The 18,162-nt window shown below is 69.0% G+C and carries 15 protein-coding genes and 3 pseudogenes; 10 read left to right on the top strand and 8 right to left on the bottom strand.

Annotated features, from left to right (window positions below; translation table 11 throughout):
- Nucleotides 1-28 precede the first annotated feature (28 nt).
- From EDC29_RS12515 to EDC29_RS12495, 4 genes are all read right to left on the bottom strand, one after another.
- Nucleotides 29-829: an enoyl-CoA hydratase-related protein gene (locus EDC29_RS12515; protein ID WP_123140513.1), complete on the bottom strand. Its 801-nt coding sequence runs from the start codon at nt 827-829 to the stop codon at nt 29-31.
- A gap of 25 nt (nt 830-854) precedes the next feature.
- Nucleotides 855-2,462, bottom strand: coding sequence for a carboxyl transferase domain-containing protein (locus EDC29_RS12510; protein ID WP_132230151.1), 1,608 nt, complete (start codon nt 2,460-2,462; stop codon nt 855-857).
- A gap of 85 nt (nt 2,463-2,547) precedes the next feature.
- Nucleotides 2,548-3,711 carry an isovaleryl-CoA dehydrogenase gene (locus tag EDC29_RS12505; protein ID WP_200189317.1) on the bottom strand — a complete coding sequence of 388 codons (1,164 nt, stop codon included), beginning with the start codon at nt 3,709-3,711 and terminating at the stop codon, nt 2,548-2,550.
- A 992-nt stretch (nt 3,712-4,703) separates the two neighbouring features.
- Nucleotides 4,704-5,153, bottom strand: coding sequence for a MerR family transcriptional regulator (locus EDC29_RS12495; RefSeq protein WP_123140516.1), 450 nt, complete (start codon nt 5,151-5,153; stop codon nt 4,704-4,706).
- 286 nt (nt 5,154-5,439) lie between these two features.
- On the opposite strand from EDC29_RS12495, the gene EDC29_RS12490 reads away from it, so the two are divergent.
- The 9 genes from EDC29_RS12490 (at nt 5,440) to EDC29_RS12450 (ending at nt 16,001) form a co-directional block, all read left to right on the top strand.
- Nucleotides 5,440-7,128, top strand: a complete 1,689-nt coding sequence (locus EDC29_RS12490) for an AMP-binding protein (RefSeq protein ID WP_132230147.1) — start codon at nt 5,440-5,442, stop codon at nt 7,126-7,128.
- 233 nt (nt 7,129-7,361) lie between these two features.
- Nucleotides 7,362-8,168 carry an ABC transporter ATP-binding protein gene (locus EDC29_RS12485; protein WP_165913515.1) on the top strand — a complete coding sequence of 269 codons (807 nt, stop codon included), beginning with the start codon at nt 7,362-7,364 and terminating at the stop codon, nt 8,166-8,168.
- On the top strand, nt 8,158-10,137 hold the full coding sequence (locus tag EDC29_RS12480) for an AMP-dependent synthetase/ligase (protein WP_132230145.1): 1,980 nt from the start codon (nt 8,158-8,160) through the stop codon (nt 10,135-10,137). The genes EDC29_RS12485 and EDC29_RS12480 overlap by 11 nt, the downstream gene beginning before the upstream one ends.
- Nucleotides 10,138-10,139: 2 nt before the next feature.
- Complete coding sequence (locus EDC29_RS12475; RefSeq protein WP_005224230.1) at nt 10,140-11,027, top strand: branched-chain amino acid ABC transporter permease; 888 nt, start codon at nt 10,140-10,142, stop codon at nt 11,025-11,027.
- Nucleotides 11,028-11,031: 4 nt separating this feature from the next.
- A complete protein-coding gene (locus EDC29_RS12470) occupies nt 11,032-12,105 on the top strand; it encodes a branched-chain amino acid ABC transporter permease (RefSeq protein WP_132230143.1) in 1,074 nt (357 codons plus the stop codon).
- A gap of 41 nt (nt 12,106-12,146) precedes the next feature.
- Nucleotides 12,147-13,394: an ABC transporter substrate-binding protein gene (locus EDC29_RS12465; protein WP_123140520.1), complete on the top strand. Its 1,248-nt coding sequence runs from the start codon at nt 12,147-12,149 to the stop codon at nt 13,392-13,394.
- Between the two features lie 124 nt (nt 13,395-13,518).
- Nucleotides 13,519-14,352, top strand: a complete 834-nt coding sequence (locus tag EDC29_RS12460) for an ABC transporter ATP-binding protein (protein ID WP_132230141.1) — start codon at nt 13,519-13,521, stop codon at nt 14,350-14,352.
- A gap of 23 nt (nt 14,353-14,375) precedes the next feature.
- Nucleotides 14,376-15,185, top strand: a complete 810-nt coding sequence (locus EDC29_RS12455; protein WP_005224226.1) for a universal stress protein — start codon at nt 14,376-14,378, stop codon at nt 15,183-15,185.
- 60 nt (nt 15,186-15,245) lie between these two features.
- Nucleotides 15,246-16,001, top strand: coding sequence for an enoyl-CoA hydratase-related protein (locus EDC29_RS12450; protein WP_132230139.1), 756 nt, complete (start codon nt 15,246-15,248; stop codon nt 15,999-16,001).
- A 211-nt stretch (nt 16,002-16,212) separates the two neighbouring features.
- Here the strand turns inward: EDC29_RS12450 and EDC29_RS12445 are convergent.
- Nucleotides 16,213-16,974, bottom strand: a pseudogene (locus EDC29_RS12445) (IS5 family transposase); the annotation flags it as partial.
- Nucleotides 16,975-17,094: 120 nt separating this feature from the next.
- Between EDC29_RS12445 and EDC29_RS17305 the strand changes: the two are divergent.
- A complete protein-coding gene (locus tag EDC29_RS17305; protein ID WP_242466007.1) occupies nt 17,095-17,403 on the top strand; it encodes a CU044_2847 family protein in 309 nt (102 codons plus the stop codon).
- Between the two features lie 22 nt (nt 17,404-17,425).
- Here EDC29_RS17305 and EDC29_RS17520 read toward each other — a convergent pair.
- The 3 genes and pseudogenes from EDC29_RS17520 to EDC29_RS12430 all read right to left on the bottom strand — a co-directional run.
- Nucleotides 17,426-17,596, bottom strand: a pseudogene (locus EDC29_RS17520) (IS481 family transposase); the annotation flags it as partial.
- Nucleotides 17,597-17,616: 20 nt separating this feature from the next.
- Nucleotides 17,617-17,823 (bottom strand): annotated as a pseudogene (locus tag EDC29_RS12435) (transposase); the annotation flags it as partial.
- A gap of 130 nt (nt 17,824-17,953) precedes the next feature.
- Nucleotides 17,954-18,162 (bottom strand): transposase (locus EDC29_RS12430; protein ID WP_165913513.1); only part of this gene is annotated, 209 nt, incomplete at its 5' end.

The following is an 18,162-nucleotide window of genomic DNA, read 5'->3' as shown; positions in this document are numbered from 1 at the left end:
GCGATTCCCTGCGTGGTTGGACGGGGCCTCAGCCGGCGGGCGTCGTGCGCCAGCGCGGCGCGCGCTTGTCGAGGAAAGCGCCGAGGCCCTCCTGCGCCTCGGCGCCGACACGGATGCGGGCGATGCGGCGCGCCGTCTCCTCGACCAGCTCGGGACCGATCGGCTGGCCGTGCACGCGCCGGATCAGCGTCTTGGCCGCGGCCATCGCCTCGGGGCCGTTGGCGGCGAGCGCGGCGGTGATCTCGGCGATGCGCGCATCGAGCGCGGCGAGGTCCGGGCTGATGCCGTGGAGCAGGCCGATGCGCTCGGCCTCGGCGGCGTCGAAGCGCTCGGCGGTGAGCATGTAGCGGCTGGCCTGACGTGGCCCGATGGCGGCGATCACATAGGGCGCGATCACCGCCGGGATCAGCCCGAGGCGCACCTCGGTGAGGGCGAAGGCGGCGTCGGCGGTGGCGAAGGCCAGGTCGCAGGCGGCCACCAGCCCCAGCCCGCCGCCGATCGCGGCGCCCTGCACCCGGGCGAGGGTCGGCTTGGCGAGTCGGTGGAGGGTCGAGAGCAGCGCGCCGAGGGCGCGGGCGTCGGCCTGGTTGGCGGGCTCGTCGTAGTCGGCCATGCGCCGCATCCAGTCGATGTCGGCACCGGCCGAGAAGCTCGCGCCCTCGCCGCCGAGCACCACGCAGCGCACCCGCTGGTCGCGATCGAGGCCCTGCAGGGTCTCGGTCAGCTCGGCGATCAGGGCGTCGTCGAAGGCGTTGTGACGCTCGGGGCGGGCGAGGCGCAGCTGGGCCACGCCGGCCTCGATGCGCAGGCTGAGTCGGGTCTGTGGCATCGGGGTGGCTCCTGTGGGTGAATGCTCACATGCGGAACAGGCCGAAGCGGGTCTCCTCGATCGGCGCGTTGAGGCTCGCCGAGAGCCCGAGCGCGAGCACCGTGCGGGTGTCGGCGGGGTCGATCACGCCGTCGTCCCACAGCCGCGCGGTGGCGTAGTAGGGGTGGCCCTGGCGCTCGTACTGCTCGAGGATCGGCTGCTTGAACGCCGCCTCGTCGTGCGCCGACCAGGACTCGCCGCGCGTCTCCAGGGTGTCGCGGCGCACCTGCGCCATGACGTTGGCCGCCTGCTCGCCGCCCATCACCGAGATGCGCGCGTTGGGCCACATCCACAGCAGTCGCGGCGAGTAGGCGCGTCCGCACATGCCGTAGTTGCCGGCGCCGAAGCTGCCGCCGATGATCACGGTGAACTTGGGCACCCGGGCGCAGGCCACGGCGGTGACCATCTTCGCCCCGGCCTTGGCGATGCCGCCTGACTCGTACTTGCGCCCGACCATGAAGCCGGTGATGTTCTGCAGGAAGATCAGCGGGATGCCGCGCTGGCTGCAGAGTTCGATGAAGTGGGTGCCCTTGAGCGCCGACTCCGAGAACAGCACCCCGTTGTTGGCGACGATGCCGACCGGATAGCCGTTGAGGTGGGCGAAGCCGCACACCAGGGTGGTGCCGTAGAGCGCCTTGAACTCGTCGAACTCGGAGTCGTCGACGATGCGCGCGATCACCTCGCGGACGTCGTAGGCGGTGCGGTTGTCGGGCGGGACGATGCCGCCGAGCTCGGCCGGGTCGTGACGCGGCGGGCGGCTGGGGCGGATCTCCAGCGGCATCGGCTTGGTGTGGTTGAGCCGGGACACGGCGCGGCGCGCCAGCCCCAGGGCGTGGGCGTCGTGGAGGGCGAAGTGATCGGTCACCCCGGAGGTGCGCGAGTGCACCTCGGCGCCGCCGAGCGCCTCGGCGCTGACCGTCTCGCCGGTGGCCGCCTTCACCAGCGGCGGACCGGCGAGGAAGATGGTGCCCTGTTCCTTGACGATGATGCTCTCCTCGGCCATCGCCGGCACATAGGCGCCGCCGGCGGTGCACGAGCCCATCACCACCGCGATCTGGGCGATGCCCTGCGCGGACATCACCGCCTGGTTGTAGAAGATCCGCCCGAAGTGGTCGCGATCGGGGAAGACCTCGTCCTGGTTGGGCAGGTTGGCGCCGCCGGAGTCGACCAGATAGATGCAGGGCAGGCGGTTGTGTTGGGCGATCTCCTGGGCGCGCAGGTGTTTCTTCAGGGTCAGCGGGTAATAGGTGCCGCCCTTCACCGTGGCGTCGTTGGCCACGATCATGCACTCGCGCCCGCACACCCGACCGATCCCGGTGATGATCCCGGCCGAGGGCACGGCGTCGTCGTAGAGCCCGAGCGCGGCGAGCTGCGAGAGTTCGAGGAAGGGTGAGCCCGGGTCGACCAGCACCTCGATGCGCTCGCGCGGCAGCAGCTTGCCGCGTTCGAGATGGCGCGCCCGCGCCCGCTCGCTGCCGCCGGCGGCGACCGCGGCGACGCGCGCGCGCAGGTCGGCGACCAGCGCGTCCATCGCCTCGCGGTTGGCGCGGAAGGTCTCCGAACGCGGATCGATCTTGCTCTTGATGACATTCATCGGTTGTCCCTGACCCTGATGCTTCGCGCGTGTCCGACGGCGTGGTCGGGCTGTCCTCCTCGTCCCCCGCCGTCCTCCCTCGGCCTCAGGCCGTCTCCCTGAACAGCTCGCGGCCGATCAGCATGCGCCGGATCTCCGAGGTGCCGGCGCCGATCTCGTAGAGCTTGGCGTCGCGCAGCAACCGCCCGGTGGGGTACTCGTTGATGTAGCCGTTGCCGCCGAGACACTGGATTGCGTCGAGCGCCATCGCGGTGGCGCGCTCGGCGCTGTAGAGGATGGCGCCGGCGGCGTCCTTGCGCGTGGTGCGGCCAAGGTCGCAGGCGCGGCCCACGGCATAGACGTAGGCGCGACAGGCGTTGAGGTTGGTGTACATGTCGGCGAGCTTGGCCTGGATCAGCTGGAACTCGCCGATCGGCTGGCCGAACTGCTCGCGCTCGTGGACATAGGGCAGCACCACGTCGAGACAGGCGGCCATGATCCCCAGCGGCCCGCCGGCGAGCACCGCGCGCTCGTAGTCGAGCCCGGACATCAGCACCCGCACCCCGCCGCCCTCGCTGCCGAGCACGTTCTCGACCGGCACCTCGCAGTCCTCGAACACCAGCTCGCAGGTGTTGGAGCCGCGCATGCCGAGCTTGTCGAGCTTCTGCGCGGTGGAGAAACCGGGCATGTCGCGCTCGACGATGAAGGTGGTGATGCCGCGCGAGCCGGCCTCGGGGTCGGTCTTGGCGTAGACCACCAGGGTGTCGGCGTCGGGGCCGTTGGTGATCCACATCTTGTTGCCGTTGAGGATGTAGCGATCGCCCTCGCGGCGCGCGCGCAGCCGCATGCCGACCACGTCGGAGCCGGCGCCGGGCTCGGACATCGCCAGGGCGCCGACGTGCTCGCCGCTGATCAGCTTGGGCAGATAGCGGGCCTTCTGCTCGGGGGTGCCGTTGCGCCGGATCTGGTTGACGCAGAGGTTGGAGTGGGCGCCGTAGGAGAGGGCGACCGCGGCCGAGGCGCGCGAGAGCTCCTCCATGGTGACGATATGGGCGAGATAGCCCATGCCGGTGCCGCCGTCGTCCTCGTCGACGGTGAGACCGAGCAGCCCGAGGTCGCCGAACTTGCGCCAGAGGTCGGCGGGGAAGGCGTTGTCGTGATCGATGGCGGCGGCGCGCGGGGCGATCTCGGCGGCGGCGAACTCGGCCACCGCGCTGCGCAACATCTCGACCTCCTCGCCGAGGTCGAAGTCCAGGGTCGGGAACTGCATCATGCGCGTGTCCTCCGTTGACGGATCGGGGCGCCGGGGCGCGGTCCTCGACCGGCCTGCGGCGTGGCGGCGCGGGGCGCGCGTCCTCGCTCGCGTCCAGACGCGGTCCGGGCGCATCCCTGCGGTTGAACTGGATGCTAAATAACGTTGACGTAAACGTCAATAGGGGAAGCGGCCAGCTACCAGTCGCCAGCTACCAGCTACCAGCTACCAGCTACCAGCTACCAGCTACCAGTCGCCAGCTGCCAGTCGCCAGCTGCCAGTGGGCAGTGGGCAGTGGGCAGTGGGCAGTCGGCAGTCGCGACTGGGCGTGGTTTGCGGGGAGGGGCGGGGTTCGGTGGGATCAGGCCGCCATGATTTCACCGGAGCCGCCAGTCGCCAGCCACCAGCCGCTAGCCACCAGCGCCGCTGCTACGTGCTCGCGGTTCGAGAGATGTTTGATGGTCTGCGAGGCAGCTGGGTCTCGCTGTTCTGACGGCTGGTGGCTGAAGGCTGGAAGCCATGCCTCGGCCACCAGCGCCGCCGCTACGTGCTCGCGGTTCGAGCGACGCCCGATGTCCTGCGAGGTGTCCGGATCCCGCTGACTGGAGGCTGGTCGCTGGAAGCCATGCCTCGGCCACCAGCGCCGCTGCTACGTGCTCGCGGTTCGAGCGACGCCTGACGGTTTGCGAGGTGTCCGGATCCCGCTGACTGGAAGCTGGTCGCTGGTCGCTGGAAGCCATGCCTCGGCCACTAGCGCCGCCGCTACGTGCTCGCGGTTCGAGCGACGCCCGACGGTCTGCGAGGTGTCCGGATCCCGCTGACTGGAGGCTGGTCGCTGGTCGCTGGAAGCCATGCCTCGGCCACCAGCGCCGCTGCTACGTGCTCGCGGTTCGATCGACGCCCGATGTCCTGCGATGTGTCCGGATCCCGCTGACTGGCGGCTGGCGGCTGGCGGCTGACAGCTGGCCGCTGAGCCCTGGCCGCTGGCCGCTGAGCCCTGGCCGCTACCCCTACGACGCCATCCGCTGCGCGTCGCCGCGTTCGCGTTCCTGCTGTTCGAGCAGTTGTTGGCAGTGGGCGTAGGACTGTTCGAGTTCGCGCATGGTCTCCTCCAGGTCCTCGCGTTGCTGGAGCAGGTGCTGGCGCTTCTCTTCGAGCACCGAGAGGTAGTAGCGCAGCTGTTGCGCCTCGCCGTGGGCCTCGTCGTAGAGGTCGAAGGCCTCGCGCATCTCGGCGAGGGTGAAGCCGAGACGCTTGCCGCGCAGGATCAGCTTGAGCCGGGCGCGGTCGCGGCGGCGATAGAGCCGGCGCGTGCCCGAGCGGGTCGGCGAGAGCAGGCCCTGATCCTCGTAGAAGCGGATGGTGCGGGTGGTGATGTCGAACTCGCGCGCCAGCTCGCCGATAGTGAAGGTGGTGCCGCCGGGTTCCTGTTCCGGGTGCGGATTGGTGGGTGTGCTCATGCGCCGATGACTCCTGCGGTGGATGTGGGGCTTGATTGACGTCGACGTCTTGAGCCCGCTCCGGGCGCTGACTGGGGCGGGCGCGCTGGCCGGTAAGCGATCTATTTTACGCAATCTCCGGGGACCTCGAACAAAGGACCGGAGGGCCCGGCTCAACCCCGACGGTTGTGCGAGAAAATAGTTGACGTGGACGTAAACGGCAAATAGATTCTATCCCAGCGGCAGGATCCGCATCGAGGCCGAGACGCCCGCCACGCCGTCAGACAACCTTCTCAGGAGGAGCCAGATGGACCAGCTTCGGCGCAGCTATGTGCACGGGACCGCAACGCAGACGCTCCAGGGGATGACGGTCGGCGACTGTCTGAGACGACTCGCCGAGACCCGGCCCGATGGACTGGCGCTGGTCGATCGGGGGCGGGATGCGCGGCTCGACTGGCGTGGGCTCGATGCCCGGGTCGATCGGCTCGGCGCCGGGCTGCTCGAACTCGGCTTCGTCCCCGGGGACCGCATCGCGGTGTGTACCGGCAACCGCATCGAGTGGACCCTGGTGCAGCTGGCCGCCGCGCGGCTGGGGATGATCCTGGTGAGCCTCAACCCGGCGCTGCGCCCGGCCGAGCTGGAGCGCGCCCTGGCGCTGGTCGGGGCGCGCGCGCTGGTGGTCGAGCAGCGTATCCGCGAGACCGACTATCCGCCGCTGCTCGCCGAGCTGCTGCCGGAACTGGCGACGAGCGGCGAGGCGCCGCTCGCGGCCCGGGCGCTGCCCGCACTCGAACGGGTGATCCGTCTCGACGACGAGGCCTGGCCGGGTACCGTCGCCTTCTCCACGCTGCTCGTCGAGCCCGCCCCCGAGACCCTGGAGCGGGTGCGTGCGCTCGCCGCCGCGGTCGACCCCGACGACCCGGTCAACATCCAGTTCAGCAACGCCACCGGCGGCCCGCCGGCCGGCGCCACCCTGACCCATCACAACATCGTCAACAACGGCCTGATGGTGGGGCGCCAGCTCGGGCTCGGCGCCGCCGACCGGGTGTGCATCCCGGTGCCGCTCTATCACTGCTTCGGCATGGTGATGGGCAACATGGCCTGTCTGCTGCACGGTAGCGCCATGGTCTATCCGGGGCCGGGGTTCGACCCGCTCGCCACCCTGGAGGCGGTCGCCGCCGAGTCCTGCACCGCGCTCTACGGGGTGCCGGCGATGTTCAAGGCGATGCTCGAGCACCCCCGCGCCGAGACCTTCGACCCCGGCCGACTGCGCACCGGCATCATGGCCGGCGCGCCCTGTCCGCCCGAGACCATGGATCAGGTGAGACGCCGCCTGGGGATGGCCGAGGTGACCATTGCCTACGGCATGACCGAGTCCTCGCCGGTCTCCTTCATGAGCGCCCCGGACGACCCGGTCGAGCGGCGGCTGCAGACGGTCGGGCGCATCGGCCCGCACCTCGAGGCCAAGGTGATCGACGACGCCGGGCGCATCCGCCCGGTCGGCGAGCCCGGCGAGCTGTGCGTGCGCGGCTACAGCCTGATGCGCGGCTACTGGGACGACCCCGAGCTGACCGCGCGGGTGATCGACGAGGCCGGTTGGCTGCACACCGGCGATCTCGCTGTGCTCGACGCCGAGGGCTATTGCCGCATCGTCGGCGGGGTCAAGGACACCATCATCCGCGGCGGCGAGAACATCCACCCCGAGGAGGTCGAGCGCTTCCTCGAGACCCACCCGGCGGTGCGCGCGGCGGTGGTCGTCGGGGTGCCCGACGCGCGTCTCGGCGAGGTGGTGTGCGCCTGCGTCGAGCTGCAGCCGGGCGCGAGCCTCGAACCCGAGGCGCTGCGCGAGTACTGCAAGGACCAGATCGCCTACTTCAAGGTGCCGCGCTATGTGCGTCTCTATCCGCGGCTGCCGCGCAGCACCGGGCGGGCGCTCAAGACCATGCTGCGCGAGCAGAGCATCGCCGCGCTCGGGCGCGCCGAGGAGACCGGCTGATCGCGTGAGCGACGGGCGGCGCCGGGAGGGCGCCGCGGGGGCCGGGGGCGCGTCCCGGCCCAGTGCACCGGCCACGCCACGGAGGGCGGCGGGCCGGTCTCTCCCCCCGACCGGGCCGCGCCCGGTCCGATCCGCGAGCCATGACGACGACGCCCGCCGTGCGAGCGGGCGCGCTCCCCTGCACCCATGACAGGGGCGCCGAGACAAACGAGGAGAGCAGGGAGGACACAGGCGTGACGACGACGCGACAGGACCATGATCCCGACGAGGTGATACTCGAATGCGCCGCGGTCAGCCGCTGGTTCGGCGGCCTGCAGGCGCTCAAGGGGATCGATCTGCACATCCACCGGGGCGAGATCTTCGGCCTGGTCGGTCCCAACGGCTCGGGCAAGACCACCCTGGTCAACGCCATCACCGGCTTCTATCCGCCGCAGCAGGGCGAGATCCGCTATCGCGGCGAGCGCATCAGCGGGCTCAAGCCCCACCGCATCGCCCGCAAGGGGGTGGCGCGCACCTTCCAGAACGTGGCGCTGTTTCGCGGGCTGAGCGTGCTCGACAACATCCTCCTCGGGCGTCATCTGTTCATGCGCCCGAGCATCCTCGGCGCGGCCTTCTACTGGTGGTGGGCCGAGCGCGAGGAGGTCGCCCACCGGGGGCGGGTCGAGGAGGTGATCGACCTGCTCCAGCTCGAGAGCGTGCGCGACGAGCCGGTCGACGTCATCCCGCTGGGGATGCAGAAGCGCGTCGAGCTGGCGCGCGCGCTCTGCGCCGAGCCCGGTTTCCTGGTGCTCGACGAGCCGATGGCGGGGATGAACCAGGAGGAGAAGGAGTACATGGTGCGCTTCATCCTCGATGCGCGCGACGCCATGGGCACCACCATGCTGCTCATCGAGCACCACATGGACGTGGTCACCGCCATCTGCAACCGCGCGGTGGTGCTCAACAACGGCGAGAAGATCGCCGAGGGACCGACCCGCGAGGCGATCAACGATCCCACCGTGGTCGCGGCCTATATCGGGAGGGTGAAGGATGCAGCCTGAACAGCGCCAGCCGCACGCGATCGGGGACATCGCGCTGCACCCGCACTGGCAGTCCCACGACCATCTCATCCACTGGCTGGTGTACAACGCCGAGCACCACGGTCACGAGGTGGCGCTGCGCGAGCGTCGGCGCGGCATCTGGCAGGGCTACACCTGGCGCCAGTACCTCGACGAGGTGCTGGCGCTGGCCGCCGGGCTCGAGGCCCTGGGGGTCGAGCCCGGCGACCGGGTGCTGGTGATCGGCGACAACCGCCCGGCGCTCTACTTCGGCATGCTCGCGGCCATCGCGCTGCGCGCGCTGCCCTCGCCGGCCTATCCCGACACCCCGCCCGAGGAGCTGCGCGGCCAGCTCGAGGCCGAGTCGATCCGTTGCGCCCTGGTCGAGGACCAGGAGCAGGTCGACAAGCTCTTGACGATCCGCGCGGCCGGCTACGGGGCGCTCGATCACATCCTCTACGACGACCCGCGCGGGCTGGAGCAGGCCCCGCCGCCGGGCGCCCGGGCGATCGCCGCGCTGAGCGCGCAGGGCCGCGCGCGCTTCAGCGCCGAGCCGGGACTGCGCGCGGCGCTGCAGGAGCGCACCAGCGTCCACGCCCCGGCGGTGCTGCTGCACTCCTCCGGCACCACCGGGCGGCCCAAGGGCATCCCGCTCAAGCACGGCCACATCATCGCGGCGGTGCGCAACGCCTCGCGCGCCGGTTACTTCCGCGAGGGCGAGGTGCACATGGCCTATCTGCCGATGGCCTGGGTGGGGGACTTCATCTTCTCGGTCGGCGCGGCGATCCTGCTGCGCTTCTGTGTCCACATCCCCGAGCAGCAGGAGACCGCGCTCCACGACCTGCGCGAGATCGCCCCGACGCTCTACTTCGGCTCGCCGCGCGCCTGGTCGAGCATGCTCACCCGCATCCAGGTCGGCATCAAGGAGTCGAGCCCGCTCAAGCGCGCGCTCTATGCCCACTTCATGCCCTTCGCCGAGCGGCTCGAACGCGATCGCCTGGAGGGCCGACGTCCGGCGCCGTGGCGGCGGCTGTGGCGCGGGGTGGGGGAGGTGCTGATGTTCGGCCCGCTCAAGGACCAGCTCGGGCTGCGGCGGGTGGCGCGTCCCTATACCGCCGGCGACGCCATGGGCGAGGACGTGTTCCTGTTCTTCCGCGCGCTCGGGCTCGACCTGCGTCAGTTCTACGGCCAGACCGAGAACTGCGCGCTGTGCGTGGCCCAGGACCCGGGCTCGGTGAGCCTGCACACCGCCGGGCGGCCCTTCCCCGGGGTGGAGCTGCGCATCAGCGACGAGGGCGAGATCCTGATGCGCGCCGACAACGTCTTCGACGGCTATTTCGACAACCCCGAGGCCACCGCCGAGACCCTGCGCGCGGGCTGGATGCACACCGGCGACGCCGGCCAGCTCGAGGCCGACGGTCAGCTGGTGGTGCTCGGACGGCTCTCCGAGGTGGTCTACACCAACACCGGCGAGCGCTTCATCCCGACCTATATCGAGAACCGGCTGAAGTTCAGCGACTACATCCGCGAGGCCTGCGTGCTCGGGCGCGAGCGCGACTTCCTCGCCGCGCTGGTGGTGATCGACAGCGAGGCGGTGGGGCACTGGGCGCAGATCAACGGCGTGCCCTATACCTCCTTCGCCGATCTGTCGCAGAAGCCCGAGGTCTATGCGCTGGTGCGCGCCGAGGTGGCGCGGGTCAACGCGCTGCTGCCGCCGGCGCTGGCGATCCGCAGCTTCGTCAACCTGCACAAGGCGTTCGACCCCGACGACGGCGAGGTCACCCGCACCCGCAAGCTGCGCCGCGACGTCATCGACGCCCACTATGCGCCGATCATCGAGTCGCTCTACGCCGGACGCGACTCGATCGAGTATGAGGCCCGGATCGGTTACGAGACCGGCGCCTCCGGCACCCTCAAGCGTCACCTGGCCATCGCCCGGGTGAACGCCGACCGCATCGCCGAGGAGGCCTGAGCATGGATATCGCATTCCTCATCGAACTGACCATCAACGGCGCCCTGACCGGGCTGATGTACGGCCTGGTCGCACTCGGCATCGTGCTGATCTACAAATCCTCCGGGGTGCCCAACCTCGCCCAGGGGGCGATGGTGATGATCGCCGCCTATCTGGTGTGGATGGTCGCCGGCTGGCTCGGCGCGCCGGTGGTGGTGGCGCTGCTGGTGGCCGTGCTCGGCATGTTCCTGTTCGGCATGCTCACCGAGCGGGTGCTGCTGCGGCGCATGGTCGGGCAGCCGATCATCATGGTGGTGATGCTCACCCTCGGGCTCGAGAGCCTGCTGCGCGGTCTCGGTCCGGGGCTGCTCGGCGCCGCGCCGAAGAGCCTGGATCTCGGCATCGACATGATGCCGATCATCGTCGGCGACGTGTTCATCAACCGCGAGTACCTGATCGGCGGGGCGATCGGCGCGCTGATGATCGGGCTGGCGCTGTTCTTCTTCCGCACCCGCCTCGGCACCAAGCTGCTGGCCGTCTCCGACGATCACGTCTCGAGCTGGTCGGTGGGGATCTCGGTGGAGCGCGCGGTGGCCGTCTCCTGGGGGCTCGCCGGGGTTGCGGCGGTGGCCGCCGGGGTGATGTGGGGCTCGGTGCAGGGCGTCGACTGGAGCCTGACCACGCTGCTCTTCCCGGCGGTGGCGGTAGTCATCCTCGGCGGGCTCGACAGCATCCACGGGGTGCTGGTCGCGGGGCTGGTCGTCGGCATCCTCGGCAGCGTCGTCCCCGGCTATGTCGATCCCCTGGTCGGCGGCGGCACCCGTGATGTGGTGACCTCGCTGATCATCCTGCTCACCATCCTGTTCCGCCCCCACGGAATCTTCGGGCGGGAAGAGATCGAGAGGGTCTGAGACCATGTTCTATCGTCAATCCGGCATCCATCACACCCGCTACGCCGCCACCCGCAAGCTGTGGCCGCTGGCCGCCGACCGCCGCCTGCTCGGCGGGCTGCTCGCCCTGGCGCTGCTCGCGCCGCTGTTGCTGCCCGAGCTGTATCTCAACAGCTATCTCGCGCCCTGGCTGATCTGGACCGCGGCGGCGCTGTCGCTGACCCTGCTGATGGGGATCGCCGGGCAGCTCCACTTCGGCTTCGCCGCGGTGATGGCCATCGGTGCCTACACCAGCATCCATCTCGCCCGCGCCGGCGTGCCCTTCGAGCTGGCGCTGGTCGGCGCGGGGCTGGCCGCGGCGCTGATCGGTTGCGTCTTCGGCGCCGCCGCGCTGCGCGTCAAGGGGCTCTATCTGGTGATGGCGACCCTGGCGATGCAGTACCTGGTCTCCTGGGTGATCATCAACGTCCCGGCGATCTCGGGCGGGGCGCAGGCCACCCTCGCCACCCCCGAGGTACGACTGCTGTTCATCCCCCTCGACGGCGACACCGCGCTCTACTACACCGCGCTCGGCTGGACGCTGAGCTGCACCCTGCTGCTGCTCAACATCAAGCGCAGCAGCGTCGGGCGGGCGCTGGTGGCGGTGCGCGACAAGGACTTCGCCGCCGCCGTGATCGGCGTCGACCCGCTGCGCTACAAGCTGCTGGCCTTCTTCACCAGCTCCTTTCTCGGCGGTGTCAGCGGCGCCATCCTCGCCTTCTGCTACTACCAGGCGGTGACCCCGGAGCAGTTCGGTTTCAACGTCTCCATCCAGCTGGTGGCGATGGTGCTGGTCGGCGGTCTGGGCAGCGTGATCGGGGCCTATCTCGGCGCCGGTTTCATCCTGCTGCTGCCGATCGTGCTCACCAACCTGCTGGCCTGGGTGGCGGGGCTGGAGCTGTTCCCGGTCTCCTTCAACCTCATCGCCCACATCCCGCTGATGGTCTACGGCGCGCTGATCATCGCGGTGATCCTGTTCGAGCCGCTGGGGCTGGCGAAGATCTACGACAACATCCGCAAGTACTTCCTGGTCTGGCCCTTCCGCCACGCCCAGCGCTGATCGACACCCACGACAACGACAAGACAAGGAGGACCCCATCGATGAAGAAGACATGGTTGAGCGGCCTGCTCGGCGCCTGTAGCGCCCTGGCCCTGGGCGCGAGTCTCGCCAACGTGCCCGACAAGGAGCCGGTGCGCTTTGCGCTGCTGCAGGACTTCACCGCCGTCTACACCTTCCTCACCAACGAGTACAACCAGGGCCAGCAGGATTATCTGCGTCTGGTCAACGCCCGCGGCGGGCTCGACGGTCACCCCGTCGAGGCGCTGGTGCGCGACACCGCCAACGAGCCCCAGCGCGGCATCGAGGCCTACAACCGCGCCCGCGGCGAGGGCGCGGTGCTGGTCGACTTCCTCAGCACCCCGGTGTCGCGCGCGGCGGTCAACCGCGTGCTCGAGGACGAGGTGGTGATGATCACCCCGCTGCACGGTCGCGGTGATGCCAGCCACGGCGAGACCTTCCCCTTCGTCTTCCCGATGATGGCGACCTACTGGTCGCAGGCGGCGATCCTCGCCGACTACATCGACACCGAACTCGGCGGGCTCGCCGGCAAGCGCATCGCCCTGGTGCACATCGACTCGCCCTTCGGCCGCGAGCCGGTGCCGGTGCTCGAGACCCTGGCCGAGCGTCACGGCTTCGAGCTGCGCGCCTTCGCCTATCCCAGCCCCGGCACCGAGCAGTCGGCGACCTGGTCCGACGTGCGTCGCTACCGGCCCGACCAGGTGCTGATCTGGGGCGCCGGCAGCGGCCAGCAGGTCTCGGTGCGCGAGGCCATCCGCAACGGCATCCGCCCCGAGCACATCCTCTCGGTGGTGTGGCTGGCCGAGGCCGACGCCGAGCACCTCGGCAAGCACATGACCGGGGTCAAGCGCTACGAGGCGGTCGCCCCCGGACGCGAGCTGCCGGTGATCCAGGCGATCCTCGACGAGGTGGTGGCCAAGGGCGAGGGCAGTGGGCCCGAGGAGAACGTCGGTTCGAGCTACTACAACATCGGCGTGGCGACCATGGCGGTGGCGGTCGAGGCCGCGCGCCTGGCGCTCGCCGAGTACGGCGCGCCGCTCACCGGCGACACGCTGCGCCGCGGCTTCGAGCAGATCAGCAACTTCGACGCCGAGGGGCTGATGCCGCCGCTGAGCTTCAGCGCCACCGACCACCAGGGCGGCGGTTTCGGCCGGGTGTCGCGCTGGGACGGCGGCGCCTGGGTGCCGGTCACCGAGTGGCGCAGCGCCTATCAGGACATCGTCTGGGACGAGATCGAGAAGGACGCCGCGGGCTTCCGCGACGGGCGCTGAGTCGGCGCGGGCGGGGCCGGGCGCCCCGTCCGCGACCGTGCGCGAGTGGGGCCGACGCGCGTCGTCGGCGCCGACCGAACCCGACCGGCGCGTCCGGTCGACCAAGGAGAGAGCGAGGGCCTTCATGGAGACAGCAGCCAATCGCGTCGCGTCGCTGCCGGTGACGCCGCCGCTGCTCGAGCTGAGCAACGTCGAGGTGGTCTACGACCGGGTGTTTCTGGCGATCAAGGGGGTGTCGCTGCGGATCGGCAAGGGCCAGATGATCGCCCTGCTCGGTGGCAACGGCGCCGGCAAGAGCACCACGCTCAAGGCCGTCAGCGGTCTGCTCGCGCCCGAGCGCGGGCTGGTCACGCGCGGCGAGATCCGCTTCCAGGGCGCCGACATGCTGGCGCTGGCGCCGCCGGCGCGGGTCGCCAGCGGGCTGGTGCACGTGCTCGAGGGGCGGCGCATCTTCGAGCACCTCACCCCCGAGGCCAACCTGCTCGCCGCCTACCCGCTGCGCGGCAGTCGCAAGCGCTACCAGGAGCTGCGCGAGCGGGTGCTGACCTACTTCCCCCGGCTCGGCGAGCGCGCCCGCACCAAGGCGGGCTATCTCTCCGGCGGCGAGCAGCAGATGCTCGCCATCGGGCGCGCGCTGATGACCGAGCCCGAGCTGATCATGCTCGACGAGCCGAGCCTCGGGCTCTCGCCGCTGCTGGTGCAGGAGATCTTCGCCATCATCGGCGAGATCAACCGCGAGCAGGGGGTCGGCGTGCTGCTCGTCGAGCAGAACGCCGCCGCCGCGCTGGAGGTGGTCGATCACGCCTATCTGCTCGAGAACGGGCAGGTGGTGATGACCGGCGAGGCGGCGGTGCTGCGCGAGAACCCCGACGTGCAGGAGTTCTATCTCGGCGGTGCCGAGCGGGTCGACTATCTCAACGTCAAACACTATCGCCGCCGCAAGCGCTGGCTCGCCTGAGCCGACGCGGCAAGGAGTCCGTCATGTCCGCTGCTGTCGTCACCATCCCGGTGGATGCCTCCACCGTCTCCCAGGGCGCGCTGCGTCCGGGGCTGTCGCTGGCCGGCCAGCTCGGCGCCCGGGCGCGGCTGCTCTCGGTGGTCACCCGCGAGAGCGAGACCGCCGAGCGCCGCGCCCTGCTCGAGAGCCTGCTCGTCGCGCGCGGGCTCAACGACGCCGAGGTCGAGGTCGGCGTCCATGAGGTCGCCACCGACGGGCTGATCGAGCGCATCGGCGCGACCAGCCCGGATCACCCGGTGGTGATGTCGACCCACGCCCGCGGCGTGGTCGGCGAGGCGGTGCTCGGCAGCGTCGCCAGCGAGCTGCTGCGCCAGACCCACCGCCCGATCCTGCTCACCGGTCCGCACCTCGACGACGCCTGGAGCGGGCCGATCCGCAGCCTGCTGGTGTGTCTCGACGGCTCGGCGCTGTCCGAGGCCATGCTCCCCGAGGCGGTCGCCTTCGCCCGCGCCATCGGCGCCGAGCTGCGGCTGATCCAGGTGCTCAAGCCGAGCTTCGGCCAGGGCGCCGACGCCGGCGAGTGGGTCTATCTGCGGCGCGTCGCCGACCACCTGCCCGAGCGCTACGGCGTCAGCGCCAACTGGGACGTGCTCCACGGCACCGACGTGAGCCGTGCGGTGGTCGAGTACGCGGCGCTGATCAAGGGCGCGGTGATCGCCATGACCACCCACGGTCGCACCGGGCTGCAACGCATGCGTCTCGGCAGCTTCGCCCGCGAGGTGCTGCTCGCCGCGCGCTCCCCGGTGCTGGTGATGCAACCGGCCGGCGACTGATCCGCAATCCCCGCAAGCGCCCCGGCGCCCGTCGGGGCGCCCCGTCATGGAAGGCCCGCGATGAATCCGCCCGACCTCACCGATGCCCGGCTCGGTCTCGCCGACCGGGTCGCCACCCTCACCCTCGCGCGCGACGACGTGCGCAACGCCCTCACCGGCACCGCCCTGATCGACGACATCGTCGCCACCGTCGACTGGGTCAACGCCTGCGAGGCGGTCTCGGTGCTGGTGATCGCCGCCGAGGGCGCGGCCTTTAGCGCCGGCGGCAACATCAAGGACATGGCCGCGCGCCGCGGCGACTTCGCCGGCGACGCCGCCGAACTCGAACGCCGCTACCGCCACGGCATCCAGCGCATCCCCCGCGCCCTCTACCGCTGCGAGGTGCCGGTCATCGCCGCCGTCGACGGCCCGGCGATCGGCGCCGGCTGCGACCTCGCCTGCATGGCCGACCTGCGCATCGCCTCCACCCGCGCCCGCTTCGGCGAGACCTTCATCGACCTCGGCCTCATCCCCGGCGACGGCGGCGCCTGGTTCCTGCAACGCCAGATCGGCTACCAGGCCGCCTTCGCCCTCACCGTCACCGGCCGCGTCATCGACGCCGCCGAGGCCCACCGCCTCGGCCTCGCCCTCGACGTCGTCGAACCCGACGCACTCATTGCCCGCGTCCACGAAATGGCCTCAACAATCGCCGCCAAGTCCCCGCAGGCACTGCGTTATGCCAAGCGACTGATGCGGCTGGGGCAGGTCGGGAGCCTGGAACAAGTGCTGGAGATGAGTGCGGTGTTGCAGGGGTTGTGTCATTGGGGGGAGGGTTAGTAATTTTTAGTATGCTCACATTTTGTGTTGATTTTTGGCGTGGGATGAGTGTGGAATTAGGGGGGGGCGGGGGAGGTTTTATCGGCGTTTCTGCATGGGCTGGGAGGAAAGAAGGCGCTGGGTAAACCGACTTGGTCGATAGGCGGTTAGGTATAGCGGGTATCGCTATGTTGTCTCGGGGTGAGCAGAACGCTCAAGGGGACGGGCGGCTCTACGTTTTGTACGAAAAGTAGTGCATTAGGCATCTGCGGATGCAAGCAAGCGTGAACATTGCCGAGAAGCTAGTCGCCAACTTGTCGTAACGGGGGGCGATTCGTCGACAGGACTTGAGCCAGCCGAACAGCCGCTTGATGACGTTGCGTTTGCGATAGCTGGGCTTGTTGAGTGTCCGAGGGCGGCCTGGCTTGGGTTTGCGCACGCCCTTGCGCTGCGGGATCACCGGACGGATACCGCGCCGATCGCAATAGCGGCGTAAGTCGTCGGCATCGTAGCCCTTGTCGGCGAGCAGTTGGCGGCAACGGGTGCGCGGACGACCTCGATGAGCGCTGGGCAAGCGGACCTGATCGAGGAGCGGTTGGGCATGGCGAATGTCGCTGTGCTGGCCTGGGGAGAGCAGAAAGCTCAAGGGAACGCCCTTGGCATCGCAGAGCAGGTGGATCTTGGTCGTCAGGCCGCCGCGACTGCGCCCGAGCGCATGGCTCAGCGGCTCCTGCGGCCCCCCTTTTTTCCGCCGCCAGCGGCGGCGCGCGTGGCACGGATCGAGGTCGAGTCGATCATCCAGGTCTCCAGATCGATCAACCCATCCTCGCGTAGCCGGATGTGCAACCGCTCCAGGACCTTGGTGAAGGTGCCGTCGTCAGTCACGCCAGTCGCGAAACCGCTGGTAGACCGTCGACCAGGGACCGAAGTGCTCAGGCAGGTCGCGCCACGCCGCACCCAAGCACAGCACCTAGAAGATGCCGTTGAGCATCATCTGGCCTCTTGTCCTGCAAGAACGAGGTCAGTGTAACAAACAGGGTTTTCGTACAAAACGTAGTAAACGATAGAGTTTTGAGTCGTTGGTTATTGTATTTTTTCAGGGGGCGTGTTGAATATGGGAGATAGAGAAAGAACCAGGTGGCAGCTATTAAGCTTAGAGGAGGGTAATGTTTACATTGAAGTTCTTCAAAGTGGACGTCAAGAAGTTAGCGATATTGGTGCGCTGTCTTTTGGTAAGATAACAGATGTATTGAGGATTGTGATGAAAGAGCTTGGCGTTGCAGTTGACTCTGCAAAGCCCACCAAGGCTTCAGTTGAGGTTAATTTTGAGTTTGCTTTGGAGGCAGGAGAGATTGTCGCATTAATTGCTAGGGGGTCCAGTAAAGCGAATTTAAAGGTTTTATTGGAATGGGATAATGTTTGAATGAATACGAAAGTCGGAGAGTGATTTTGGAGAGAGCGAACGGGGCCTTGGCGATCAAGCGCTCGAGAAAGCCACTGGCCGAGGCTGCTGACTTGTCGTCGAGGGTCTTGACATAGACCCAACGGGTAGCGCGGTCGATGGCGGCGAAGAGATAGCGGCGCCGGTCCTCATCGGGCATCTGGGGCAGATACTTAGAGGCTCTATCAAAAAGCCCTACGCCCACTCCAAGGCATTCCAGCAAATGAGTGCGAGTCCCAGAAAGAGAAACGCCTCGTGAATATCGGCCCGGCGCTCGAAGCGCACCCGCAGTCGGCGGAACTGATGCAGCCACGCCAGCGAGCGTTCGACGACCCAGCGGGTCGTTCCCAGGCCGCTGCCATGTGGGGTGTTGCGTCGTGCGAGCTGCGGTTGGATGTTGCGCGTGAGGTTCCCCCCGAATTTCGTCCCCCAAGGATTGACGTAGACTGACGATCAACGCTTGGAGAGCACGATGCAGAAGATCCCGAAGCGGGTATACATGCTGGAGTTTTAGAGGCTCTATCAAAAAGCCCTACGCCCACTCCAAGGCATTCCAGCAAATGAGAGCGAGTCCCAGGAAGAGAAACGCCTCGTGAATATCGGCCCGGCGCTCGAAGTGCACCCGCAGTCGGCGGAACTGATGCAGCCACGCCAGCGAGCGTTCGACGACCCAGCGGGTCGTTCCCAGGCCGCTGCCGTGTGGAGTGTTGCGTCGCGCGAGCTGCGGTTGGATGTTGCGCG

The sequence above is a fragment of the Marichromatium gracile genome (assembly GCF_004343155.1).
GTDB classification, from domain to species: domain Bacteria; phylum Pseudomonadota; class Gammaproteobacteria; order Chromatiales; family Chromatiaceae; genus Marichromatium; species Marichromatium gracile.
This window is presented reverse-complemented; position numbering and strand designations above follow the sequence as displayed.